This is a genomic window from Halorubrum sp. SD626R, assembly GCF_001261915.1.
Taxonomy (GTDB): Archaea; Halobacteriota; Halobacteria; order Halobacteriales; family Haloferacaceae; genus Halorubrum.
In genome coordinates this window covers 21,281-39,046 of record NZ_CVRT01000147.1, presented here as the reverse complement: position 1 = coordinate 39,046, position 17,766 = coordinate 21,281, and the positions used below count along the sequence as shown (strand labels likewise).

Genomic DNA, 17,766 nt, shown 5'->3' with positions numbered 1-17,766 from the left:
CGACTTTCCCCCCCGCCTGTCCGAATCCGATCATTGCAAGTTTCATCGTGTGCTCCCTCCGCCTTTGAAATGAACAGAACGTGATGGCATACTTAATCCTTCGGTTGCCGTTACCATCGCTGATACTCGACTGAGTGACACGAACGACGACGCGCTCCCCGACCGGACCGCCGAACCGCCGCCCCGTCCTCCGATCGACCGCATCACTGGACCCCCAGATGCGCGCCGAGCGTGGTCAGCCCGTCCGGATCGACACCGAACGCGGCGACGTCGTTGTCGGCCGTCGTGTTATCGAACTGTAACGACCGGTACTGGTCGGGCCCCATCGGGAAGCCGGGGACGGCGCCGAGCACCGTCAGTCCGATCCGGGCGAGCGGCATCGGCAGCGGGACGATGGTGACGCCCTTCCGCTCGGCCTCGTAGACGAGGTCGGTCACCTGTCGGAGCGTCAGCGTCTCCGGGCCGCCGATCTCGTAGGTCTCGCCGACGTGCTCGTCGCCCTCCAGCGCCGCCACCAGCATCGGGACGAGGTCCTCGACGTGGATCGGCTGGAACCGGGTCTTCCCGCCGCCGGGCAGCGGGTACAGCGGGACGCCGGGCGCGAACATCCCCTTCAGCCGCTTCGTGAAGGAGACGAACTCCCCGCCCTCGCCGAAGACGACCGAGGGCCGGAAGATCGTCCAGTCGAGGCCGCTCTCGCGGACGATCTCCTCCGCCTGCCCCTTCGCGCGGATGTACGCCGTGTCGCCGCGGGGGTCGGCCCCGAGCGCGCTCAGCTGGAGGAACCCCTCGACGCCGGCCGCCGCGGCGGCCTCGACGAGGTTCTCCGTGCCGCCGCGGTGGATCCGGTCGTGCATCACGTTGCCGCCCTTCGGCTCGAACAGCGGCGAGAGCGCGACGAGGTTCACCACGGCGTCCTGCCCCTCGACGGCCCCGGCGATCGAGTCGTAGTCCGTGACGTCGCCCGTCGCGACATCGACGCCGTCCGGCGTCTCTCCCCCGGAACGGGAGAGGGCCGTCACGTCGTGGCCCCCGTCGGCGAGCGCGCGACAGAGGTACGACCCGATGAACCCGGTCCCGCCCGCTACCAATACCTTCATGCACGGCCTATCGCGAGGAACCCCCGTAAACCTACCGCGGCGTCAGACGCCACCGAGCGGAGCGGTGCCGCGGTTTCGAACGGGCGGCCGGCCTCGGTCGACCGCGGTGACCGGCATCGATCGACGGGGCGACCGTCCTCCCGCCGGATCCGCCTCCGCTCTCACTCCGATCCGTCGCCCGGCACGGTCAACACCGGGACCGGCGAGGTCCGGACCGTGCGCTCCGCGACGCTCCCGAGCAGGTAGCGCTCGACGCCGGTCAGCCCGCGGGTGCCCATGACGACGAGGTCGACGTCGCGGTCCGCGAGGTACGCCCGGATCCCGTTGACGGCCGACGATCCGACCTCGACGTGCTCGACCGTCTCCACGCCCGCCGCCTCGGCGACGGCGGCGGCCTCGGCGACCGCCTCCTCGGCCGCCGACACGAGCGCGTCGGTGCCCGAGTACGCCTCGGCCCCGACGCTCCCGACGTCGACGACGGAGAGGGCGTGAAGCGTCGCGCCGCTCCGCGCCGCCAGCGCGACGGCGCGGTCGACCGCGTCCCCGGCGCGTTCGCTCCCGTCGGTCGGCACGAGGACGTTCCGGTACGGGTACCGCGCCGGCTCGCCGTCCGGCCGGAGGCTGAGCACCGGGACCGTCGACCGGCGGACGACGCGCTCGGTCGTGCTCCCGAGGAGCAGTCGGTCGAGCCCCGTCCGTCCGCGCGTCGGCATCGCGACGAGATCGACCTCGCGCTCCGTCGCGTACGCGACGATCGTCTCCGCGACGCCGCCTTGGAGCACCGCCGTGACGGTCTCGACGCCGCGGTCCGCGGCCCGCTCCGCGGCCGCGTCGACGACGCCCTCGCCCTCCTCTTCGAGCACGTCGACCACGTCCCGGCCCACGCGCGTGACGCTGTCGTGGGTCGTGTCGGCGACGTTGAGGACGTGGAGCGTCGCGCCGTGGTCCGCCGCCAGGTCGAGGACGTGGTCGAGCGTCGCCTCCGCGCCCTCGCCGCCGTCGGTCGGGAACAGGATCCGGTCGAACATGGGCGGAGGGTCGCGGTCGACCGGTAAAAAACGTCCGCGCGATCCCGCATCCCGCCGCCCCACTCGCTCTCGCCGTCCCGCCGTTCCTACTCGCCGCCGCGCCCGTCGGCGTCGCCGGCGCCGCCGTGGCCCGCGTTCTCGTCGCTCGTATCCCCGTTATCCGCGCTCCCGTCGGTCGCGTCCCCGTTGCCCGGGCCCCCGTCGCCGCCGATCCGATCGATCCGCACCGTCGAGATCCGGGCGCCGTCGACCGCGGTGACCTCGAAGCGGTGCCCGCCGGCCTCGGCGACGTCACCCGATTCCGGCGTCCGGCCGAGCCGGTCCAACACGAGCCCGCCGAGCGTGTCGTAGCCGTTGCCCTCCAGATCTGTCCCGAGGGCGTCGTTGACGGCGGAGAGGGAGACGGAGCCGTCGGCCTCGTACGCGCCGCCCTCCCGGGCGCGGATCGTGTGCTCGCCGCGGCCGTCGTCGAACTCGTCGCGGAGGTCGCCGACGAGCGCCTCCGTCACGTCCTCGACGGTGACGATCCCCTCGAAGGCGCCCCACTCGTCGACGACGGCGGCCATCTGCCGGCGCTCCTCGCGGAACTGGACGAGGAGGTCGCCGACCGTCGTCGTCTCGGGCACGACGACGAGCTCCCGCGCGAGGTCGGCGGCCGTCGCCGACTCGTCGCCGGCCTCGCCGGCGCGCAGCACGTCCTTCACGTCGACGAAGCCGACCACCCGGTCGGCGTCCTCGTCGGCCACGACCGGGTAGCGGGTGTGCCCCGCCCGCAGCACCGTCTCGCGGATCTCCGAGAGCGTCCGGTCGGCGGCGAGCGTCACCACGTCCGGCCGCGGCACCATCACCTCGCGGACGACGGTGTCGTCGAGCTCGAAGACGCCCTCGATCATGTCGACCTCGGCGGGGTCGACGTGGCCGGCCTCGCCGGAGCGCGCGAGGACGCGCCGGATCTCCCGCTCGCCCATGGTCTCGTCGGTCTCCGAGGCCGGCGGGACCCCGATGGCGCGCGTGAAGGCGTTCGCCGCCCCGTTGAATACGACGATACCGGGCGAGAAGAGGTAGTAGGAGAGCTTCATCGGCGGGGCGAGCAGCAGCGCCATGCGCTCGGCCCGCGCGATGGCGATCGTCTTCGGCGCCAGCTCGCCGAACACCACGTGGAGGAACGTGATGACGCTGAACGCGATCGCGAACGCGACGAGGTGGACTACCCCCTCCGGGAGCACCGCGCCGAGCGCCGGCTCGATGAGCGCGGCCACCGCCGGCTCCCCGATCCAGCCGAGCCCGAGCGAGGCGAGCGTGATCCCGAGCTGGGTCGCCGCGAGGTAGTCGTCGAGGCTCCCCATCACGTCCTGGAGCGCCCCCGACCCGGCGCGGCCCTCCGCGGCGAGCCCCTCGACCGATGTCGACCGGACGCGGACGAACGCGAACTCCGACGCGACGAAGAAGCCGTTCAGGACGACCAACACCAGCGCGCCGGCCACCCGAGCGACCGAGAGCGCGACGGCTACCATCGGTGCCTCCGTGTCGGCCGCGGCGCGGGGGAGTCGCAGACCATGGCGGCGGTTCGCCGCCCCGACACTAAAAGGGGCGCGTCGCCTCGCGGTCTCGGAATCCGGACCGGGCCCGCCGAACCCGGACGGTTTATTCCCCGCCGCGTCCGAGCGCGACCATGCTGATCACGCTGGAGGGGCTCGACGGGAGCGGGAAGACGACGGTCTGGGAGGCGCTCCGCGAGCGCCGCCCCGACGCGACGTTCACCCGCGAGCCAACCGACAGCTGGTACGGCGAGGCGGTGGCCCGCTCGATCGCGGCCGACGACGCCGACCCGCTGGCGGAGCTGTTCTTGTACACCGCGGACCACGCGAACCACCTCTCCGAGACGGTCCGACCCGCGCTCGACGACGGCGACCTCGTCGTCTCCGACCGCTACTCCGACTCCCGGTTCGCCTATCAGGCCGCGACGCTCGACGCGAGCGACGTCGCCCTCGACGGGACCGACCCCCTCGAATACGTCAAGTCGGTCCACGCCCCCTTCTCGCGGCCGCCCGACGCGACGATATACCTCGACCTGGACGCCCGCACGGCCGCCGAGCGCGCGGGCCGCACGAACAAGTTCGAGCGGGACGGCTACCTCGCGGCGGTGCGGGACAACTACGAGCGCCTGATCGACGCGGAGCCGGAGCGGTTCGTGCGCGTGGACGCGACGCGACCGCCCGAGGACGTTACGGCCCGGGTCGCGGAGATCGTCGCCGACCTGGTCGACGCGTAGCTCGTCGCCGACGGGGTCGGGTTCGAGTCGCGCCTCCTACCGCGTGTCCGGCAGCTCGTACTCGTCCGGCGAGGGGACGTAGAGGTAGTCGATGGCCGCGCCGAGCACGACCGGGAGGAAGACGAGCAGCCCGAAGAGGACGGTCGTGCTGCCGAGGTTGACGCCGGCGCCGACGTTGAGCGCGCCGGTGAACACGAGCGTCGAGATCAGGAGGAGCATCGGCGTCAAGACGATCGTGTACACCACCGACCCCCACGACGTCGACAGGCGAAGCCGGAAGAAGCGGGTCGTCACCCCGGCGACGAGCGTGTGGAACGCCACCAGCGCGAGGAGGCTGACGAACCCGATCAGCGCGAGCATACCGTCGGTACGGGCTCCCGGCATTTGCCCCTATCGGCCGACGCGCATGACGGCCTAGGTAAAAACGGTCGCTCGCGGATCCGGTCAGAACGCGCCGTCGTTCCCCTGCTGGCGCGCCGCCGACAGGAGGCCGGCCACCGGGTCGACGTACTCGTAGCCGGGGATCACGCCCTGCACGTAGGTCCCCTCGACGAAGTCGATGAGCGCCCCCGCGTCGTCGACCCCGCGCCGCTCGTTGATATCCGTCAGCTCGAACTCGACGGCGATCTCGTCGTCCCCCGCGGTGACGACCGGGTCGAACTCGGCGTCGCCGCGCGTCACGCCGCCGACGTCGACGACGCGGAGCTCGAACGTCTCGATCCACCCCTCCTCGACCACGTCGGCGACCTCGTCGGCGGTCGCCGCCGAGAGCGTCGGCACCCGGACGGTCACCGCGAACCGGACGCGGCCGTCCGCGGCGGGCTCGGCGCGCACGCTCCCGTCGAACGCGGTCGTCTCCGAGGTCCAGGCGCCCGCCTCGTCGGCGGGTTCGAAGGAGCCGTGGTCCGCGAACGCGCGGCGGACCCGGTCGGGCAGCTCTGTCTCGCTCATACCCGGACGGAGGCGCGGCGCGACCAAAAGCGCGTTGCGTCACCGGTAGTGGCACGCCGGGCCGATACTGGTGCGCCTTTGTGTCCGGACGGCGAACGCGGCGTATGGCAGCGCAGTTCCGCTCGACCGAGGCGCTGATCGACGCGCTCGCGGACGCCTCGTTCGACCGACCCCCGGCCCTCGTCAGCAACGCTCACGTGACCGGACTCGGCGTCGCCCGCGCGCTCGACGCCCACGGCGTGCCCGTGATCGCGCTCGACCGCGCCGGCGACGGCGTCGGCGACGCGGCCGGCGCGGGCGACGGGAGCGGCTCGGTCCGTCACGACGGCCTCGCACCGCCCTCGGACGCGGTCGACTTCGCGGGCGCGGTCACCTATCCCCTCGACGACCTCGACGGGTTCCGCGACGACGTGGAGGCGGTCGTCGACGCCGCGGGCACCGAGGCGGTCGCGTTCGGCTGCATGGACGAGTGGGCGCTGGCGTACGCCGAGGCCGACCCCGACGGCGTCCGGCTCCCCTTCGCCGGGATCGACACGCTCGACGACGTGTTGAACAAGTCAGAGCTGTACGCGACCTGCGAGGCGCTCGGCGTGCCGTACCCCGAGACGTATCGGCTGGCGGAGACCGCCGAGGCGGCGACGCGGGAGCCCGACGCGACGCTCGACGGGGCCGTCGAGGCGCTCGGCTTCCCGCTGGTGGTGAAACCCGAGCTCAAGCGCGACTTCGAGGAGGCGTTCGGCACCAACGTGATCGAGGTCGCCGACCGCGGTGAGTTCGAGGACGTCGTCGCGGCCGCCTCCAACGCCGGGATCGCCGTGATGGCGCAGAAGCGCGTCGAGATCGCGACCGGGCGCGACCACTCGCTCGCGTCGTACGTGCCGCCCTCGGGGACCGACGACGCGCTCGGCGTCGTCGGCAACGCGGCGGTCCGGTACCCGCAGCAGTTCGGCACCTCCTGTCTGGTCGAGACGGCCGACGAGGCGGCGATCGAGGAGCGCGCGCTCGCGGTGCTCGACGACGCCGGCTACCACGGGATCAGCGAGTCGGAGTTCGTCTACGACGCCGCCCGCGAGGAGTTCCTCCTGCTCGACGTCAACACCCGCCCGTGGAAGTGGATCTCCATGCCGGTCGCCGCGGGGGCGAACCTCCCGATGGCGGCCTACGCCGCGGTCACCGACGCCGGCTACGAGTCGCCCGGGATCGAGCCGACGCGGTGGGTCTCCCTCCGCGACTACCTCTCGCTGCTCGCGGGCGACGACGCCTTCTGGGACCAGTTGTCGGCCGCCGACTGGCGGCGGCTCGTCTCCGGCGGCTTCGAGCGCGAGGGCGACCTGACGACCGGGGTCTATCGCCCCTCCGACCCCGGCCCGGCCGCGAAGCTGTTCGAGACCGAGTTCGTCGACCGGGAGTACTACTGCTCCTGTTGACGGGTCGGCGGCGCTGATCGCCCCGGGCGGCGCCCGGCCGGCTCACCCGACCACCAGCGGGAGGATCAGCCCGAGCAGTAGCGATGCGGCGAGCAGCAGCAGCGCGTAGAGCATGAAGCGGTCGGCCCCCTGCACGTGATCGCTTACCGAGCCGTGGCTCCTGTATCGAACGCTCAATTATGCGACCGATTTAAACGGGCCTCCGCCGGGACGGCGCGACTTACGACGACGACGGCGACATCTGGATGTTGAGGCTCTTCTGGACGAGCTGGGTGAACGCCATCGAGCAGAGGAAGTACCAGAGGATCCACACCTGGATCGGGCCGACGATCCCCGTGTCCCAGGTGACCTCGCCGGCGAGCGGCACGACGATCGCCTGCTGGGCGACCATCTCGTACTCGGCGGTCGAGCCGCGGTAGCCGATCACCCAGAACATCCAGAGGAACGCCGGGATGGTGAGGAACATGATCCACACCATCGGGCGGAACTGCTCTTTGAACATCCCGAGCTGGTCGCCCATCGCGTCCATCTGCTCCTCCTGGATGGCGTCGAGCGCGTCGTCGTCGTCGCGCTCCTTCGCCTCCTTGCGGCGCTCTTGAATGTCCTGCATCCGGTCCTGGTACTGGCTCATCTTCTCCATGTCCATGAGCCCCGCGCGCAGCAGCGTGGAGTACAGCCCGGTCCCGAGCGCGATCACCATGATGACGACGTAGAAGGGGACGACGTTCAGCAGGGGCCCGAGGACGACGTCGATCGTGCCCGCGATCGCGTCCCGGACGGGGCCGACGGCGTAGCCGACGAAGGCGCCGAGGGTCGCGACGGCGGCGACCTTGTCCCACTTCGTCCACGAGGTCGTCTCCGGGGTCTCGACGTCGCTTCCGCCGCTCCCGCCGTCCTCGCTCATGCCCGCCTCGATCTCGTCGGGGTCGGCGAGCGCGAAGCCGGACTCGCCGTCGTCGACGAGGATCTCCTTCTCGATGAGGCGGCCCCACTGGCCGCTGGTGATCTCGTCGCGGACGTCGACCCACTGGACCTCGCCGTCGGTGGCGCGGTCCAGGACGACCTCTAGGGCGTCCCGCATCTCGCCGTCCTCGCTGACGAGCGAGCGGACTCTCCGTTCGACCTTGCTCATTATCGGACGGTTGGCGGCCGACGGTTAAGAACCTTGTAGGATCGGCGGCGCGGATCGCCGCCGACGAGGCGCGACCTCCTGCGGCGAGAGCCGCGCCCCTACGTCTCGACGACGTCGCGGATCCGGCCGAAGACCTCGTCCGGCGTCGCCTCGCCGTCGACCTCGACGAGGACGCCCTCGTCGCGGAAGTGGTCGACCACGGGCTTGGTGTTGTCGTAGAACACCTGGAGGCGCTCGCGGGCGGTCTCCTCGGTGTCGTCCTCGCGCTGGATCAGCTCGCCGCCGCAGTCGTCACAGACGCCCGCCTCCTCGGGGGGTTGGAAGTCGACGTGGTAGTTGGCGCCGCAGTCGTCGCACACCCGGCGGCCGGTGAGCCGGTCGACGAGCACCTCCTCGTCGACGTCGAGGAGGACGACGGCGTCGAGGTCGGTGATCTCCGAGAGGTACTCGGCCTGGTCGAGGTTGCGCGGGTAGCCGTCGAGGACGAACCCGTCGGCGTCGTCGAGCGCGGCCCGGACGATCTCGTTGACGACCGGGTCGGGGACGAGCTCGCCCGCCTCCATGAACGAGCGCGGCGTGCCGTACTCCGTCTCCATGTCCTTGTTCGCGCGGAGCGCGTCGCCCGTCGTGACGTGCTCGACGCCGTACTCGTCCGCGAGCTTCGCGCTCTGCGTCCCCTTCCCGGCGCCGGGCGCCCCCAACAGAAGAATTCGGTGACCCATACCGGAGCGCTCGCCCGCCGCACGTAAAGGCTTGAAGATCCCGGCGAGCGAAGGGCGTCGGCTCCTCACTCCCTGTCGCTCTCGCCGTCGTCGTCCCCGCCGATCTCGCCGGCTTCGCCCTCGCTCCCCTCCTCGCCGCCCGCGTCCGCGTTCAGTCGGAGCCCCATCTCCAGCTCGAAGCTCTCGGCGTCGGAGGTCTCGAAGCCGATCTTCTTGTACAGCGAGACGGCCGCGCGGTTCCATCGCTCGACGGTGAGCCACACCTTCTCGACCCCCTCCGCCTGCCCGTGACCGAGCAGCCCGCGGATGAGGTGAGTGCCGATCCCGGCGCGCTGGTACTCCTGATGGACGAAGATCGCCAGCTCGTAGGCGTCGCCGTCGGGCACCAGCGTCGCGTGCCCGGCGACCTCGTCCCCGCACCACGCGATCACGTTGTAGCAGTCGCCGCCGAGGATCGCGTCCAGCCACTCGCGGATGCGCTTCTCCCCGCCCGGCGGGATCCCCTGCGCGCGGTCGGACGGATCGAAGTCGTCGTACATCCCGACGAGCGACTCGTAGGCCGCGTTGCCGCCGTCGTACGGTCGGATCTCGACGGTCCGGCCCTCCCGGTCGGTGAACTCGGTGGGGGGGATCGGGAACGCGTCGGCGACGGCGTCCGGGTAGCGTCGGTCGCTCATCTGACCAGCGTGACCGTCGTCTTGGCGTTCAACAGGACGAACTCGGCGATCGATCCGATCGTGATCTTCCCCATCGGGCTCGTGTGTCCGCCGCCGAGGACGATCTCCTCGAACGCCTCCCGCTCGGCGATCTCTATCAGCCGGCTCCCGGGGTCGCCCTCGACACGCCTGACCTCGGCGTCGATCCCCGCGTCGGCGACCGCCTCGCGGGCGCGTTCCAAGACCTCGTCCGGGGCGACCGAGGAGTCCTCGTTGTCGACCACCGCCACGGTCAGGTCGTCGTTCGCGACCGCCGCCCGTTCGACGGTCCGGTCGAGCGCGCGAAACGAGTCGTCGCTGCCGCCGATCCCGCAGAGCACCTTCATACGAGCCGTGTCTGCACGGCGGTACAAAAGTGGATCTCCCCGTGGTCCGGCCGGCGTCACGCGGTCGGTCCCGCCGACCGCAGCGACAACCCTTTTGTTCGGGCGCGAGGTTGGTACCGACATGAACGACCAGCCCGGTCCCGCGTCGGACGACGCCGACGGGGGATCGGACCCCGACCGCGAGCAGCCGGCCGGCGACGCGGGGGCTCCGGGGTCCCGCGACGAGGCATCCCCGTCGAGCGGCGCCGGTGCCGACGCGGAGGACGGCGACAGCGTCGGCAGCGCCGCGACTGACAACGACGACGCGACCGATACCGACGACGCGGCGGACGCCGGCGACGTCCCCCCGGAGGTCCGCAAGTACGAGCGCTTCAAGAAGATGGACGGCGCCCGCTACGAGCGCGTCAACGACTTCCTCCGCGATCGGACGTACATCACGGCGCGGGAGTGGGCCATCGCGCGGCTCTGCGCCGACTTCCGCACCGAGACGGGCGTCGAGATGACGAAGATCGGCGAGAACCTCCCGGAACTCGTCCCCTTCATGACGGACACGTACACGCCGCAGGCCGTCAACCAGGCGCGCTACTCCTTTGAGGAGAAGGTGACGAAGGCGGGCGCGACGTTCCTCTACGGGGCGATGTCCGGCTTCTTCACCGCCGAGGACCTCGACGAGATGATGTACGAGGTGACGGAGGTCGCGAAGTTCCTCCTGGAGGTCGAGGGCGTCGACCTCGCGGTCGCCGACGAGCTGGAGGCCGAGGACAGGATTAGCGAGGTGATGCGCGAGGTGCGCGCCTCCTCGGCCGACCTCCGCGGCGAGGAGGTCCGGTGCCCCGAGTGCGGCCACCTCCACGAGCCGGCAGAGGACTGAGATGGACCGGTTCCCGGAGGCCCTCGACGGCATCCCGGACGCGGTGCTGATCGTCGACGCCGAGGGGGTCGTCCGGGCGGCGAACGAACGGGCCGAGTCGGTGCTCGGGTACGCCCCCGACGACATAGAGGGGAGAGAGTTCGAGACGCTGCTGTTCGATCCCGGTGACGGCGCCGCCGGCCGGGAGCTCCATCGGTACGTCGTCGACCCGGAGCCCCGGTCGATGTCCGCGAGCCTCGACCTGTGCGCCCGCCGCGCGGACGGTGCGGAACTCCCCGTGACGCTCAGTCTCGGGCCGTTCGAGAAGGCCGGCGAGACGTACCTCGTCGTCACGCTCGTCGACGTGCGGGAGGAGCGCGCCGAGCAGGCGGAGCTGCACCGCCGGACGCAGACGCTGGAGGCGCTCCACGAGGCGACGCAGGACCTGCTGAAGACGACCGACCGGGAGGTCGCCGCGGCGGCGGCGGTCGAGTACGTCGAGGAGGTGCTCGGCCACCCGATCGCGGGGATCTGGCTGTACGACGAGGAGCGGGACGCCCTCGACCCCCACGTGTGGACCGACGCGGCCGACGAGGTCGTGGGCGACCACCCGGTCTTCGCGGCCGACGACCGGAGCATCTCCTGGCAGGTGTTCGAGTCCGGGAAGCCGGAGTACGTCGCCGACATCCGGACGGACCCGGACCGGTACAACCCCGACTCGCCGATCCGGAGCGAGCTCGTGCTCCCGCTCGGCCGGTACGGGATCATCAACGTCGGCGCGACGGAGCCCGACGCGTTCGACGACTCCGACCTCGCGGTCGCGCGGATCTGGGCCGCGACGGTGACGATGGTGCTCGTCCGGATCGAGCGGGAGCGCCAGCTCCGGGCCCGCGAGGACGAGGTCGCCCGCGAGCGCGACCGGCTGGAGGAGTTCGCGAGCCTCGTCTCGCACGACCTCCGGAGCCCGCTCAACGTCGCGGCGGGCAACCTCGACCTAGTCCGGGAGCGGCTCCGAGAGGACCACGGCGAAATCCCCGAAATCGACGCCGTGGCCCGCTCGCTCGACCGGATGGAGGCGCTCGTCGAGGACATGCTCGCCCTCGCGAAGCAGGGCACCGCGATCGACGAGACCGAGGCGGTGTCGCTCTCGGCGCTGGCCGAGGAGTGCTGGGGGAACGTCGACACCGAGCGCGCGGAACTGGCCGTCGTCGGCGACCTCGCGTTGCGCGCCGATCGGAGCCGGCTCCAGCAGGCCCTGGAGAACCTGTTCGCCAACGCGGTCGCCCACGTCGGCGCGGACGTCCGCGTCGAGGTCGGACCGCTGGACGACGCGGCGGGCGACCCCGGCTTCTACGTCGCCGACGACGGGCCGGGAGTCCCCGCCGAGGTGCGCGACCAGGCGTTCGACGCGGGCGTGTCGACCGACCCCGACGGGACCGGGTTCGGGCTCAAAATCGTCGCGGAGGTGGCCGACGCGCACGGCTGGTCGGTCGAGCTCGTCGACGCCGAGAGCGGCGGCGCGCGCTTCGAGTTCCGCGGGATCGAGACGGTCGATTCCTCCGAGGTCGAGGCGGTCGAGGGGGCCGATACCGACGGCACCGCCGACGTCTCCGGCACCGGTGACGCGGCCGAGGCCGCCGACATCGACGACGGGGAGGACTGACCTCAGATCCCCTCGAAGGAGGAGAGACGCCGCTCCCGTCGACCACCGCGTCGACGTCGGGGCCGCGGTCGGCGCTCGGAAGCCCGACCTCGATCCGGCTCTGACCGGTGACACAAACGCGTCTCTGTCTGTCGCCCACTCCGTTGCGGTGGGACGACCCGATCGCTATAATTCGAGCTCGTGGTGCGTCACCGCGTCGGCGCCGGTCGCGCCGTCGGCCTCGACGTCGAGCGTCGCGACGCGGAAGACGTCGTCCGCGCCGTCGACCGGGATGGGCAGTCCGCCGGGGTTCACCCGAACTGTGCCGTCGCGCTCCTCGGCGGCGTGCGCGTGGGTGTGGCCGTGGAACACGTAGTCGTAGTCGCCGCAGTCGACGAGGGCGTCGACGACGACGCCGCTCGTCCCGTGGGTGACCGCGACGTCGACGGCGGCCGCGTTCCCGTCGCCGTACCCGCCGTCGAACGAGAGCGTTCCGGCCTCGCCGAGGTAGGTGCCGAACGCCTCGACGGTCGACTCCACCGCCCACTCCCCGTCGTTGTTCCCGCGGACGGCGTAGAAATCGACGCCGGCGTCGGGGTCGTCGGCGTCGCCGTCACCGATGTCGGAGTCGCCGCCGCCGACGTCGAACGGGGTCACGGAGAAGGGCGCGACGAAGTCGCCGCAGTGGACGACGGCGTCGACGCCCTCGCGGTCGAACAGCGCTACGGCCGCCTCGACGGCGGCGAGGTCGTCGTGGGTGTCGGAGACGATACCGATCCGCATTGGTCGCGTCGACACTTGCGTCCCGGGATAATAAACCTCGGCCGGCGCGTCTCGGGTGCTCGTCGATATATAAACGAACCGGCCGGGGACCGCGTTCTCACGATCCGTGGATCCGCTCCCCTTCTTAACCAGATTCACCGTTCATGTTCGGACATGGCGAGAGAAGACGACGGCACGGGTCGGCGCACCGGTTCCAGACGCGGGTTCCTCTCGGCGGCCGCGGCGCTCGGGACGGTCGGGCTCGCGGGCTGTGGCGCGCCCCGCGCCGACAGCGCCGGGGGCGCGGAGAACGCGGCCGGCGGCGGGGCGGCGGCCCAGCAGGTCGAGGAGTGGGCCGGCAGCGATTCCACCGGCGTGGAGACGGACCACCCGTACACGACCCCGCGGACGACGATCGACCTCGACGAGCGCGACGGCCAGATCACGGTGTCGACGACCGCGTGTCGTCACCAGTTGCTCGGCGAGGAGTCGCAGGGCGGCCCGTGGGAGCTCCCCGAGGTGTGGGCGTGGCAGACGCCGGACACGGACCCGAGCATCCCCGGCCCCCTGCTCCGGGTGACCGAGGGGACCGACCTGGAGATCACCTACGATAACTCCGAGCACAACCGCCCGCACACGTTCCACGTCCACGGGCTCAGCAAGGACTGGATGGACGACGGCGTCCCGACCACGACCGGTCAGCAGGTCGCCCCCGGGGAGGAACACACCTACGAGATCACCGCGAACCAGCCGGGCACCCACCTCTACCACTGTCACTACCAGACGCAGAACCACCTCGACATGGGGATGTTCGGGATCCTCCGCGTCGACCCGGAGGGGTACGAGGCGCCCGACAAGGAGGCGTTCATGACGATCAAAGACTGGGACACCCGCCTGTCCGCCTCGATGGCCGGCGGCGACGTCTCCTTCAGCCACCGCGACCGCAACCCCGACGCGTTCACCGTGAACGGCCGCTCCGCGCCGTACACCTTCCACCCCGAACAGGGGTCGCCGCTGATCGTCGAGGAGGGCGACTCGGTGCGGATCCACTACGTCAACGCCGGCTACGAGTCGCACGCGATGCACACGCACAACCACGGGTTCACCGTCGTCGAGAAGGACGGCGGCGTCATCCCCGAGGCCGCCCGGCACCGCGAGGACGTGGTCCCCATCGCGCCCGCCGAGCGGAAGACGATCGAGTTCACCGCGAGCGCCGACCCCGGCGTCTACGCGCTCCACTGCCACAAGGTAAACCACGCGATGAACGGCGACACCTACCCCGGCGGGATGATCGGCGGGATGGTCTACGAGAGCGTCATGGATTCCGAGCAGTTCGCGTCCGTGATGGACCTGGCCGGCTACGAGGCCTGACGGGAGCGGCACCGGTAGGTCGCTCCGCTCGGACGGTCGCCGCGTCGCCCCGCTCGGCCCGATTCTCCGACCGCGATCAGGCCGAGTCGGCGCCGGAGGCGACCTCGGCCGGGTCCGCGCCGGTTCCGGCTCCCTCGTCGCCTTCGAAGTCGGCCTTCCGACGGTTGCGCAGGGCCAGCAGCGCGAACAGCGCGAGCCCGGCGCCGCGCAGCGTCAGGTCGAGCAGGAGCGCGTTGACCGAGACGCTCACACCGACGAGCCCGAGCGTGTCGAAGACGCTCTCGGAGAGGAGCCCCGGCGCCATCAGCAGCAGCGAACTGAGGGCGAACGCGCCGCGGGCGACCCGGCCGACGCGCGTGTACAGCGTCCCGATGACGGTCGCGCCGAGCGCGATCACCCCGAGGAAGACCCCGACGACGGGGACGAGGACCTCGGGGACCGAGTAGGAGAGCTCGGCGAGGTCCTCGAAGCCGATCACGCGGTACCGCTCGCGCAGCGGCAGGTCGGCGGCGTTCGCCTTCTCGCGCAGCAGGACGATCCCCGGCGCGAGCACGAACGCGAAGGGAACGATAGCCTTGTTCAGGGACAGCGAGAACGCCTTCACGCCGGTCTCGAAGGGGTCGGACTTGGCGACCCCGCTCGCGGCGTACGCCGCCACGGCCACCGGCGGGGTGATGTCCGCGATCACGCCGAAGTAGAGGATGAACAGGTGGGCGGCCAGGAGCGGGATGCCGAACTCCACGAGCGGCGTCGCGAGCATCGAGATGAGGATGATGTAGGTGACCGTCGTCGGCATCCCCATCCCGAGGATGATGCTCGACACGGCCGTCACGAGCAGCATGATCACGATCGACCCGCCCGACAGCGCCAACAGCAGCGAGGTCAGGTTGGGGCCGAGCCCGGAGACGCTGATGACGCCGGGGATGATCCCCGCGGCGGCGACCGCGACGACGACCGGGACCGCGGTGCGCGCGCCCTGCTCCATCGACGTGACCACGAAGGTGCCGAGCTTGAACGGCTGACTGTCCTCTAAGTCCCGGCCGGTCCGGTCGCCGATCGTCTCGGCGGTGTCCCGGACCGAGGGGTTCAGGTCGAGCAGCGACGCGTCGAGGTCGGGCTTGGACAGCAGCGTGAGCGCTCCCGCGAGCATCGCGTACCACTCGATCCCCGCGAGCAGGGCGGTGGCCGCCTCGGCGGGCGGGAGGCCCGCACCGCCGGACCCGGCGAGGAGGCCGCCGACGTTCACGCCGGCCAGCGCGTGACTCGCGAACTCGATCCCGACGATCGCCGCGAAGACGGCGAGGAGGCGCAGCCGCGTCTCCTCGCTGTACGCCGAGACGAGCGCGATCAGCCCGACGAGGGCCACGAGCGTGAACCACGCCGACCGGGAGACCGAGAGCCGCTCGATGATGAGGTAGTAGAGGAGGAGCCCGATCGGGAGGAGGTAGAACCAGCCGCGCTTGAGGTGGCTCCAGAAGCTCACCGTGTCCTCGCCGGAGACGCCGCCGATCCCCTCCTGTACGGCCTTGAGGTGGACCATCACCCAGACGCCGAAGAAGAAGACGATCGCCGGGATCGTCGCGATGATGATGATGTCGGCGAACGGCGTCGCCGTGTACTGGACCATGAGGAAGGCGGCCGCTCCCATCACGGGCGGGAGGATCTGCCCGCCGGAGGAGGCGGACGCCTCGACGGCCCCGGAGAACTCCGGCGAGTAGCCCGACCGCTTCATCAGCGGGATCGTGAACGCGCCGGTCGTGACCGTGTTGGCGATGGACGACCCCGAGATGGTGCCCATGAACCCGCTTGCGAGGATGCTCGCCTTGGCCGGGCCGCCCTTGCGACCCCCGGTGAGCGCGTACGCGAGGTCGATGAACCACTGCCCGGCCCCGCTCATCTCCAGGAACGAGCCGAACAGGATGAAGATGTAGATGAAGCTCACCGACACCGTCACCGGGATGCCGAACACCCCGTTCTCGGTGTTGTACCAGAGGTTCTGGACGATGTCCGGCCACGTGAGCTCGGGGATCGCGAGCAGCCCGATAAAGGGCGTGCCCGAGCTGATGAGGTACCCCCACCGGGCGTAGACGATGAACGTGGCGACGATGATCATCAGCGGGAGGCCGAGGGTCCGCCGGGTGCCCTCCAACACCAACAGCACGCCGGCGACGCCCAAGAGCATCGCGTAGGAGTACTCGCTCACGAACGGGACGCCGCCGAGCAGGGGCTGGAGGAACGCGTACACCTCGGTGACCGGGCGCCCCGAGTCGACCCCGAAGACGCGCATGTTCTGGATCTCCGAGAACTCCGTCAGGAAGTAGAACGCCGAGAGGAACGCCACGCCGACGAACGCTAGGTCGACCGGGGTCACCCGCTCGCGCTCGGGGTCGAGGAGGGCCCAGCGGACGCCCGCCCGAACCCCTTCGAGCACCCGCGTGACGGGGCTGCGCTCGCCGAGGCGGCGCGACGCCGCGGGGACGACCCGCCCGAGGTTGCGGGCGAAGATCCCGTCGCCGGTGCTGACCGGGAACAGCAGGAAGGTGAGGACGAGCGCGAAGGCGACGTGGATCGCGTTCGCCTGCAGGAGCTGGAGCGAGATCTGCCAGGGGGCGATCGAGATTCCCGCGACCTCGACGGTCGGGAGCCAGACCGTGAACGTGTAGCTCCGGGCGGCGAGGAACAGCTGGAAGACGGAGAACGCGATCCCGATGACCGCGACCGCGACCGCGGCGACGCCCCGGAGCGAGCGGCGGCGCTCGATCTCCTGGATCAGCTCGTCCGCTTCCTCGCGGGAGATCTCCTCGTCGGCGTCTTCCGGCGGCTCCTCTCCGCCCGGACCGCCGCCGGAGCCGCCGGGTGGTGGTCCCCCCGAGCCGCCGTCGTTCGGGTCGTCGATACCGCCGTCGGTTCGGTTGGTCGTGGTCATTGGATCCTCTCGAGAAGCGACCGTCGTTCGATGTGCATTCTCACGTCGTTGCCGTCGGTCACCGCGACGAGGTCGTACCGCCGGTCGTCGACGATCAGCTCGTGGCCGGCGATCCGGCCGGGCGAGACGAGGAGCTCGTCGAGCTCGGTTATCGGCTCCGCGGGGTCGTAGACGAGCGTCCCGTTCACGTTCGTGACGTTGACCCGCGCGGGGAGCCCCCAGCCGTAGGACTCGAACTCCATCCGCGTGTTCACGAGCGTCCGTCCGTCGACGCGGTACTCGTCGTACACGCGGGACTTCTCGACGCTGTGGGTGTATTCGAGCGCCACCGTGCTCCCGTCGTTCACCGGCTCGGCGACGTACCGCTCGCCCGTCTCGACGTCCTCGACGACGAGGGCGGCCCCGATCGGCGCGGTCACCGCGACGGCGACGAACGCGAGCACCGCCAGCGCGAGGATCGCCGCGCCGACGTTCGACTGAGAAAGGCGGCCCATGTGTTCGGGTGTTTCGTGTGGCGTTGAGTTCGGGCGACTCGCGAGCC

Annotated in this window: 18 protein-coding genes; 5 read left to right on the top strand and 13 right to left on the bottom strand. The window is 71.0% G+C overall.

Going from position 1 to position 17,766, the window contains the following annotated elements:
- Positions 1-203: 203 nt before the first annotated feature.
- The 3 genes from SD626R_RS14420 to SD626R_RS14410 form a co-directional block, all read right to left on the bottom strand.
- Positions 204-1,100, bottom strand: coding sequence for a complex I NDUFA9 subunit family protein (locus tag SD626R_RS14420; RefSeq protein WP_092567027.1), 897 nt, complete (start codon positions 1,098-1,100; stop codon positions 204-206).
- Between the two features lie 161 nt (positions 1,101-1,261).
- Positions 1,262-2,128, bottom strand: a complete 867-nt coding sequence (locus tag SD626R_RS14415) for a universal stress protein (RefSeq protein ID WP_092567026.1) — start codon at positions 2,126-2,128, stop codon at positions 1,262-1,264.
- 86 nt (positions 2,129-2,214) lie between these two features.
- Positions 2,215-3,642, bottom strand: coding sequence for a hemolysin family protein (locus SD626R_RS14410; protein ID WP_092567025.1), 1,428 nt, complete (start codon positions 3,640-3,642; stop codon positions 2,215-2,217).
- A 158-nt stretch (positions 3,643-3,800) separates the two neighbouring features.
- Between SD626R_RS14410 and tmk the strand changes: the two genes are divergently transcribed.
- The gene (tmk, locus tag SD626R_RS14405) at positions 3,801-4,400 is read left to right on the top strand and encodes a dTMP kinase (protein WP_092567024.1); all 600 of its coding nucleotides are present in this window, start codon (positions 3,801-3,803) and stop codon (positions 4,398-4,400) included.
- A gap of 36 nt (positions 4,401-4,436) precedes the next feature.
- On the opposite strand, the gene SD626R_RS14400 is transcribed toward tmk, so the two are convergent.
- Positions 4,437-4,760, bottom strand: a complete 324-nt coding sequence (locus SD626R_RS14400; protein ID WP_092567023.1) for a DUF7991 family protein — start codon at positions 4,758-4,760, stop codon at positions 4,437-4,439.
- A gap of 84 nt (positions 4,761-4,844) precedes the next feature.
- Positions 4,845-5,351, bottom strand: a complete 507-nt coding sequence (locus SD626R_RS14395; protein WP_092567022.1) for a DUF5813 family protein — start codon at positions 5,349-5,351, stop codon at positions 4,845-4,847.
- 104 nt (positions 5,352-5,455) lie between these two features.
- On the opposite strand from SD626R_RS14395, the gene SD626R_RS14390 reads away from it, so the two are divergent.
- Positions 5,456-6,778: a carboxylate--amine ligase gene (locus SD626R_RS14390; protein ID WP_092567021.1), complete on the top strand. Its 1,323-nt coding sequence runs from the start codon at positions 5,456-5,458 to the stop codon at positions 6,776-6,778.
- Between the two features lie 42 nt (positions 6,779-6,820).
- On the opposite strand, the gene SD626R_RS17340 is transcribed toward SD626R_RS14390, so the two are convergent.
- The 5 genes from SD626R_RS17340 to SD626R_RS14370 all read right to left on the bottom strand — a co-directional run bounded on the left by SD626R_RS17340 (position 6,821) and on the right by SD626R_RS14370 (position 9,674).
- The gene (locus SD626R_RS17340) at positions 6,821-6,955 is read right to left on the bottom strand and encodes a hypothetical protein (RefSeq protein ID WP_255310197.1); all 135 of its coding nucleotides are present in this window, start codon (positions 6,953-6,955) and stop codon (positions 6,821-6,823) included.
- 43 nt (positions 6,956-6,998) lie between these two features.
- Positions 6,999-7,910: a DUF106 domain-containing protein gene (locus SD626R_RS14385; RefSeq protein WP_092567020.1), complete on the bottom strand. Its 912-nt coding sequence runs from the start codon at positions 7,908-7,910 to the stop codon at positions 6,999-7,001.
- A gap of 98 nt (positions 7,911-8,008) precedes the next feature.
- A complete protein-coding gene (locus SD626R_RS14380; RefSeq protein ID WP_092567019.1) occupies positions 8,009-8,632 on the bottom strand; it encodes an adenylate kinase in 624 nt (207 codons plus the stop codon).
- Positions 8,633-8,697: 65 nt separating this feature from the next.
- Positions 8,698-9,309 carry a GNAT family N-acetyltransferase gene (locus tag SD626R_RS14375; protein ID WP_092567018.1) on the bottom strand — a complete coding sequence of 204 codons (612 nt, stop codon included), beginning with the start codon at positions 9,307-9,309 and terminating at the stop codon, positions 8,698-8,700.
- Complete coding sequence (locus SD626R_RS14370; RefSeq protein ID WP_092567017.1) at positions 9,306-9,674, bottom strand: universal stress protein; 369 nt, start codon at positions 9,672-9,674, stop codon at positions 9,306-9,308. The genes SD626R_RS14375 and SD626R_RS14370 overlap by 4 nt, the downstream gene beginning before the upstream one ends.
- 121 nt (positions 9,675-9,795) lie before the next feature.
- Here SD626R_RS14370 and SD626R_RS14365 point away from each other — a divergent pair, with 121 nt between their 5' ends.
- Together SD626R_RS14365 and SD626R_RS14360 are read left to right on the top strand one after the other, a co-directional pair.
- Positions 9,796-10,545, top strand: coding sequence for a DUF5806 family protein (locus tag SD626R_RS14365; RefSeq protein ID WP_092567016.1), 750 nt, complete (start codon positions 9,796-9,798; stop codon positions 10,543-10,545).
- A 1-nt stretch (position 10,546) separates the two neighbouring features.
- Positions 10,547-12,187 carry a sensor histidine kinase gene (locus tag SD626R_RS14360; protein WP_092567015.1) on the top strand — a complete coding sequence of 547 codons (1,641 nt, stop codon included), beginning with the start codon at positions 10,547-10,549 and terminating at the stop codon, positions 12,185-12,187.
- Positions 12,188-12,352: 165 nt separating this feature from the next.
- Here SD626R_RS14360 and SD626R_RS14355 read toward each other — a convergent pair whose 3' ends face one another.
- Complete coding sequence (locus SD626R_RS14355) at positions 12,353-12,949, bottom strand: YfcE family phosphodiesterase (RefSeq protein ID WP_092567014.1); 597 nt, start codon at positions 12,947-12,949, stop codon at positions 12,353-12,355.
- Positions 12,950-13,102: 153 nt separating this feature from the next.
- Here SD626R_RS14355 and SD626R_RS14350 point away from each other — a divergent pair, with 153 nt between their 5' ends.
- Entirely contained in the window at positions 13,103-14,299 is a 1,197-nt protein-coding gene (locus SD626R_RS14350; protein WP_092567013.1) for a multicopper oxidase domain-containing protein, read from the top strand.
- Positions 14,300-14,375: 76 nt separating this feature from the next.
- Here the strand turns inward: SD626R_RS14350 and SD626R_RS14345 are convergent, their stop codons facing one another.
- Complete coding sequence (locus SD626R_RS14345) at positions 14,376-17,225, bottom strand: TRAP transporter permease (RefSeq protein ID WP_092567012.1); 2,850 nt, start codon at positions 17,223-17,225, stop codon at positions 14,376-14,378.
- Positions 17,222-17,719 (bottom strand): DUF1850 domain-containing protein, encoded by a 498-nt coding sequence (locus SD626R_RS14340; RefSeq protein ID WP_092567011.1) that lies wholly within the window; start codon positions 17,717-17,719, stop codon positions 17,222-17,224. The genes SD626R_RS14345 and SD626R_RS14340 overlap by 4 nt, the downstream gene beginning before the upstream one ends.
- Positions 17,720-17,766: the final 47 nt, after the last annotated feature.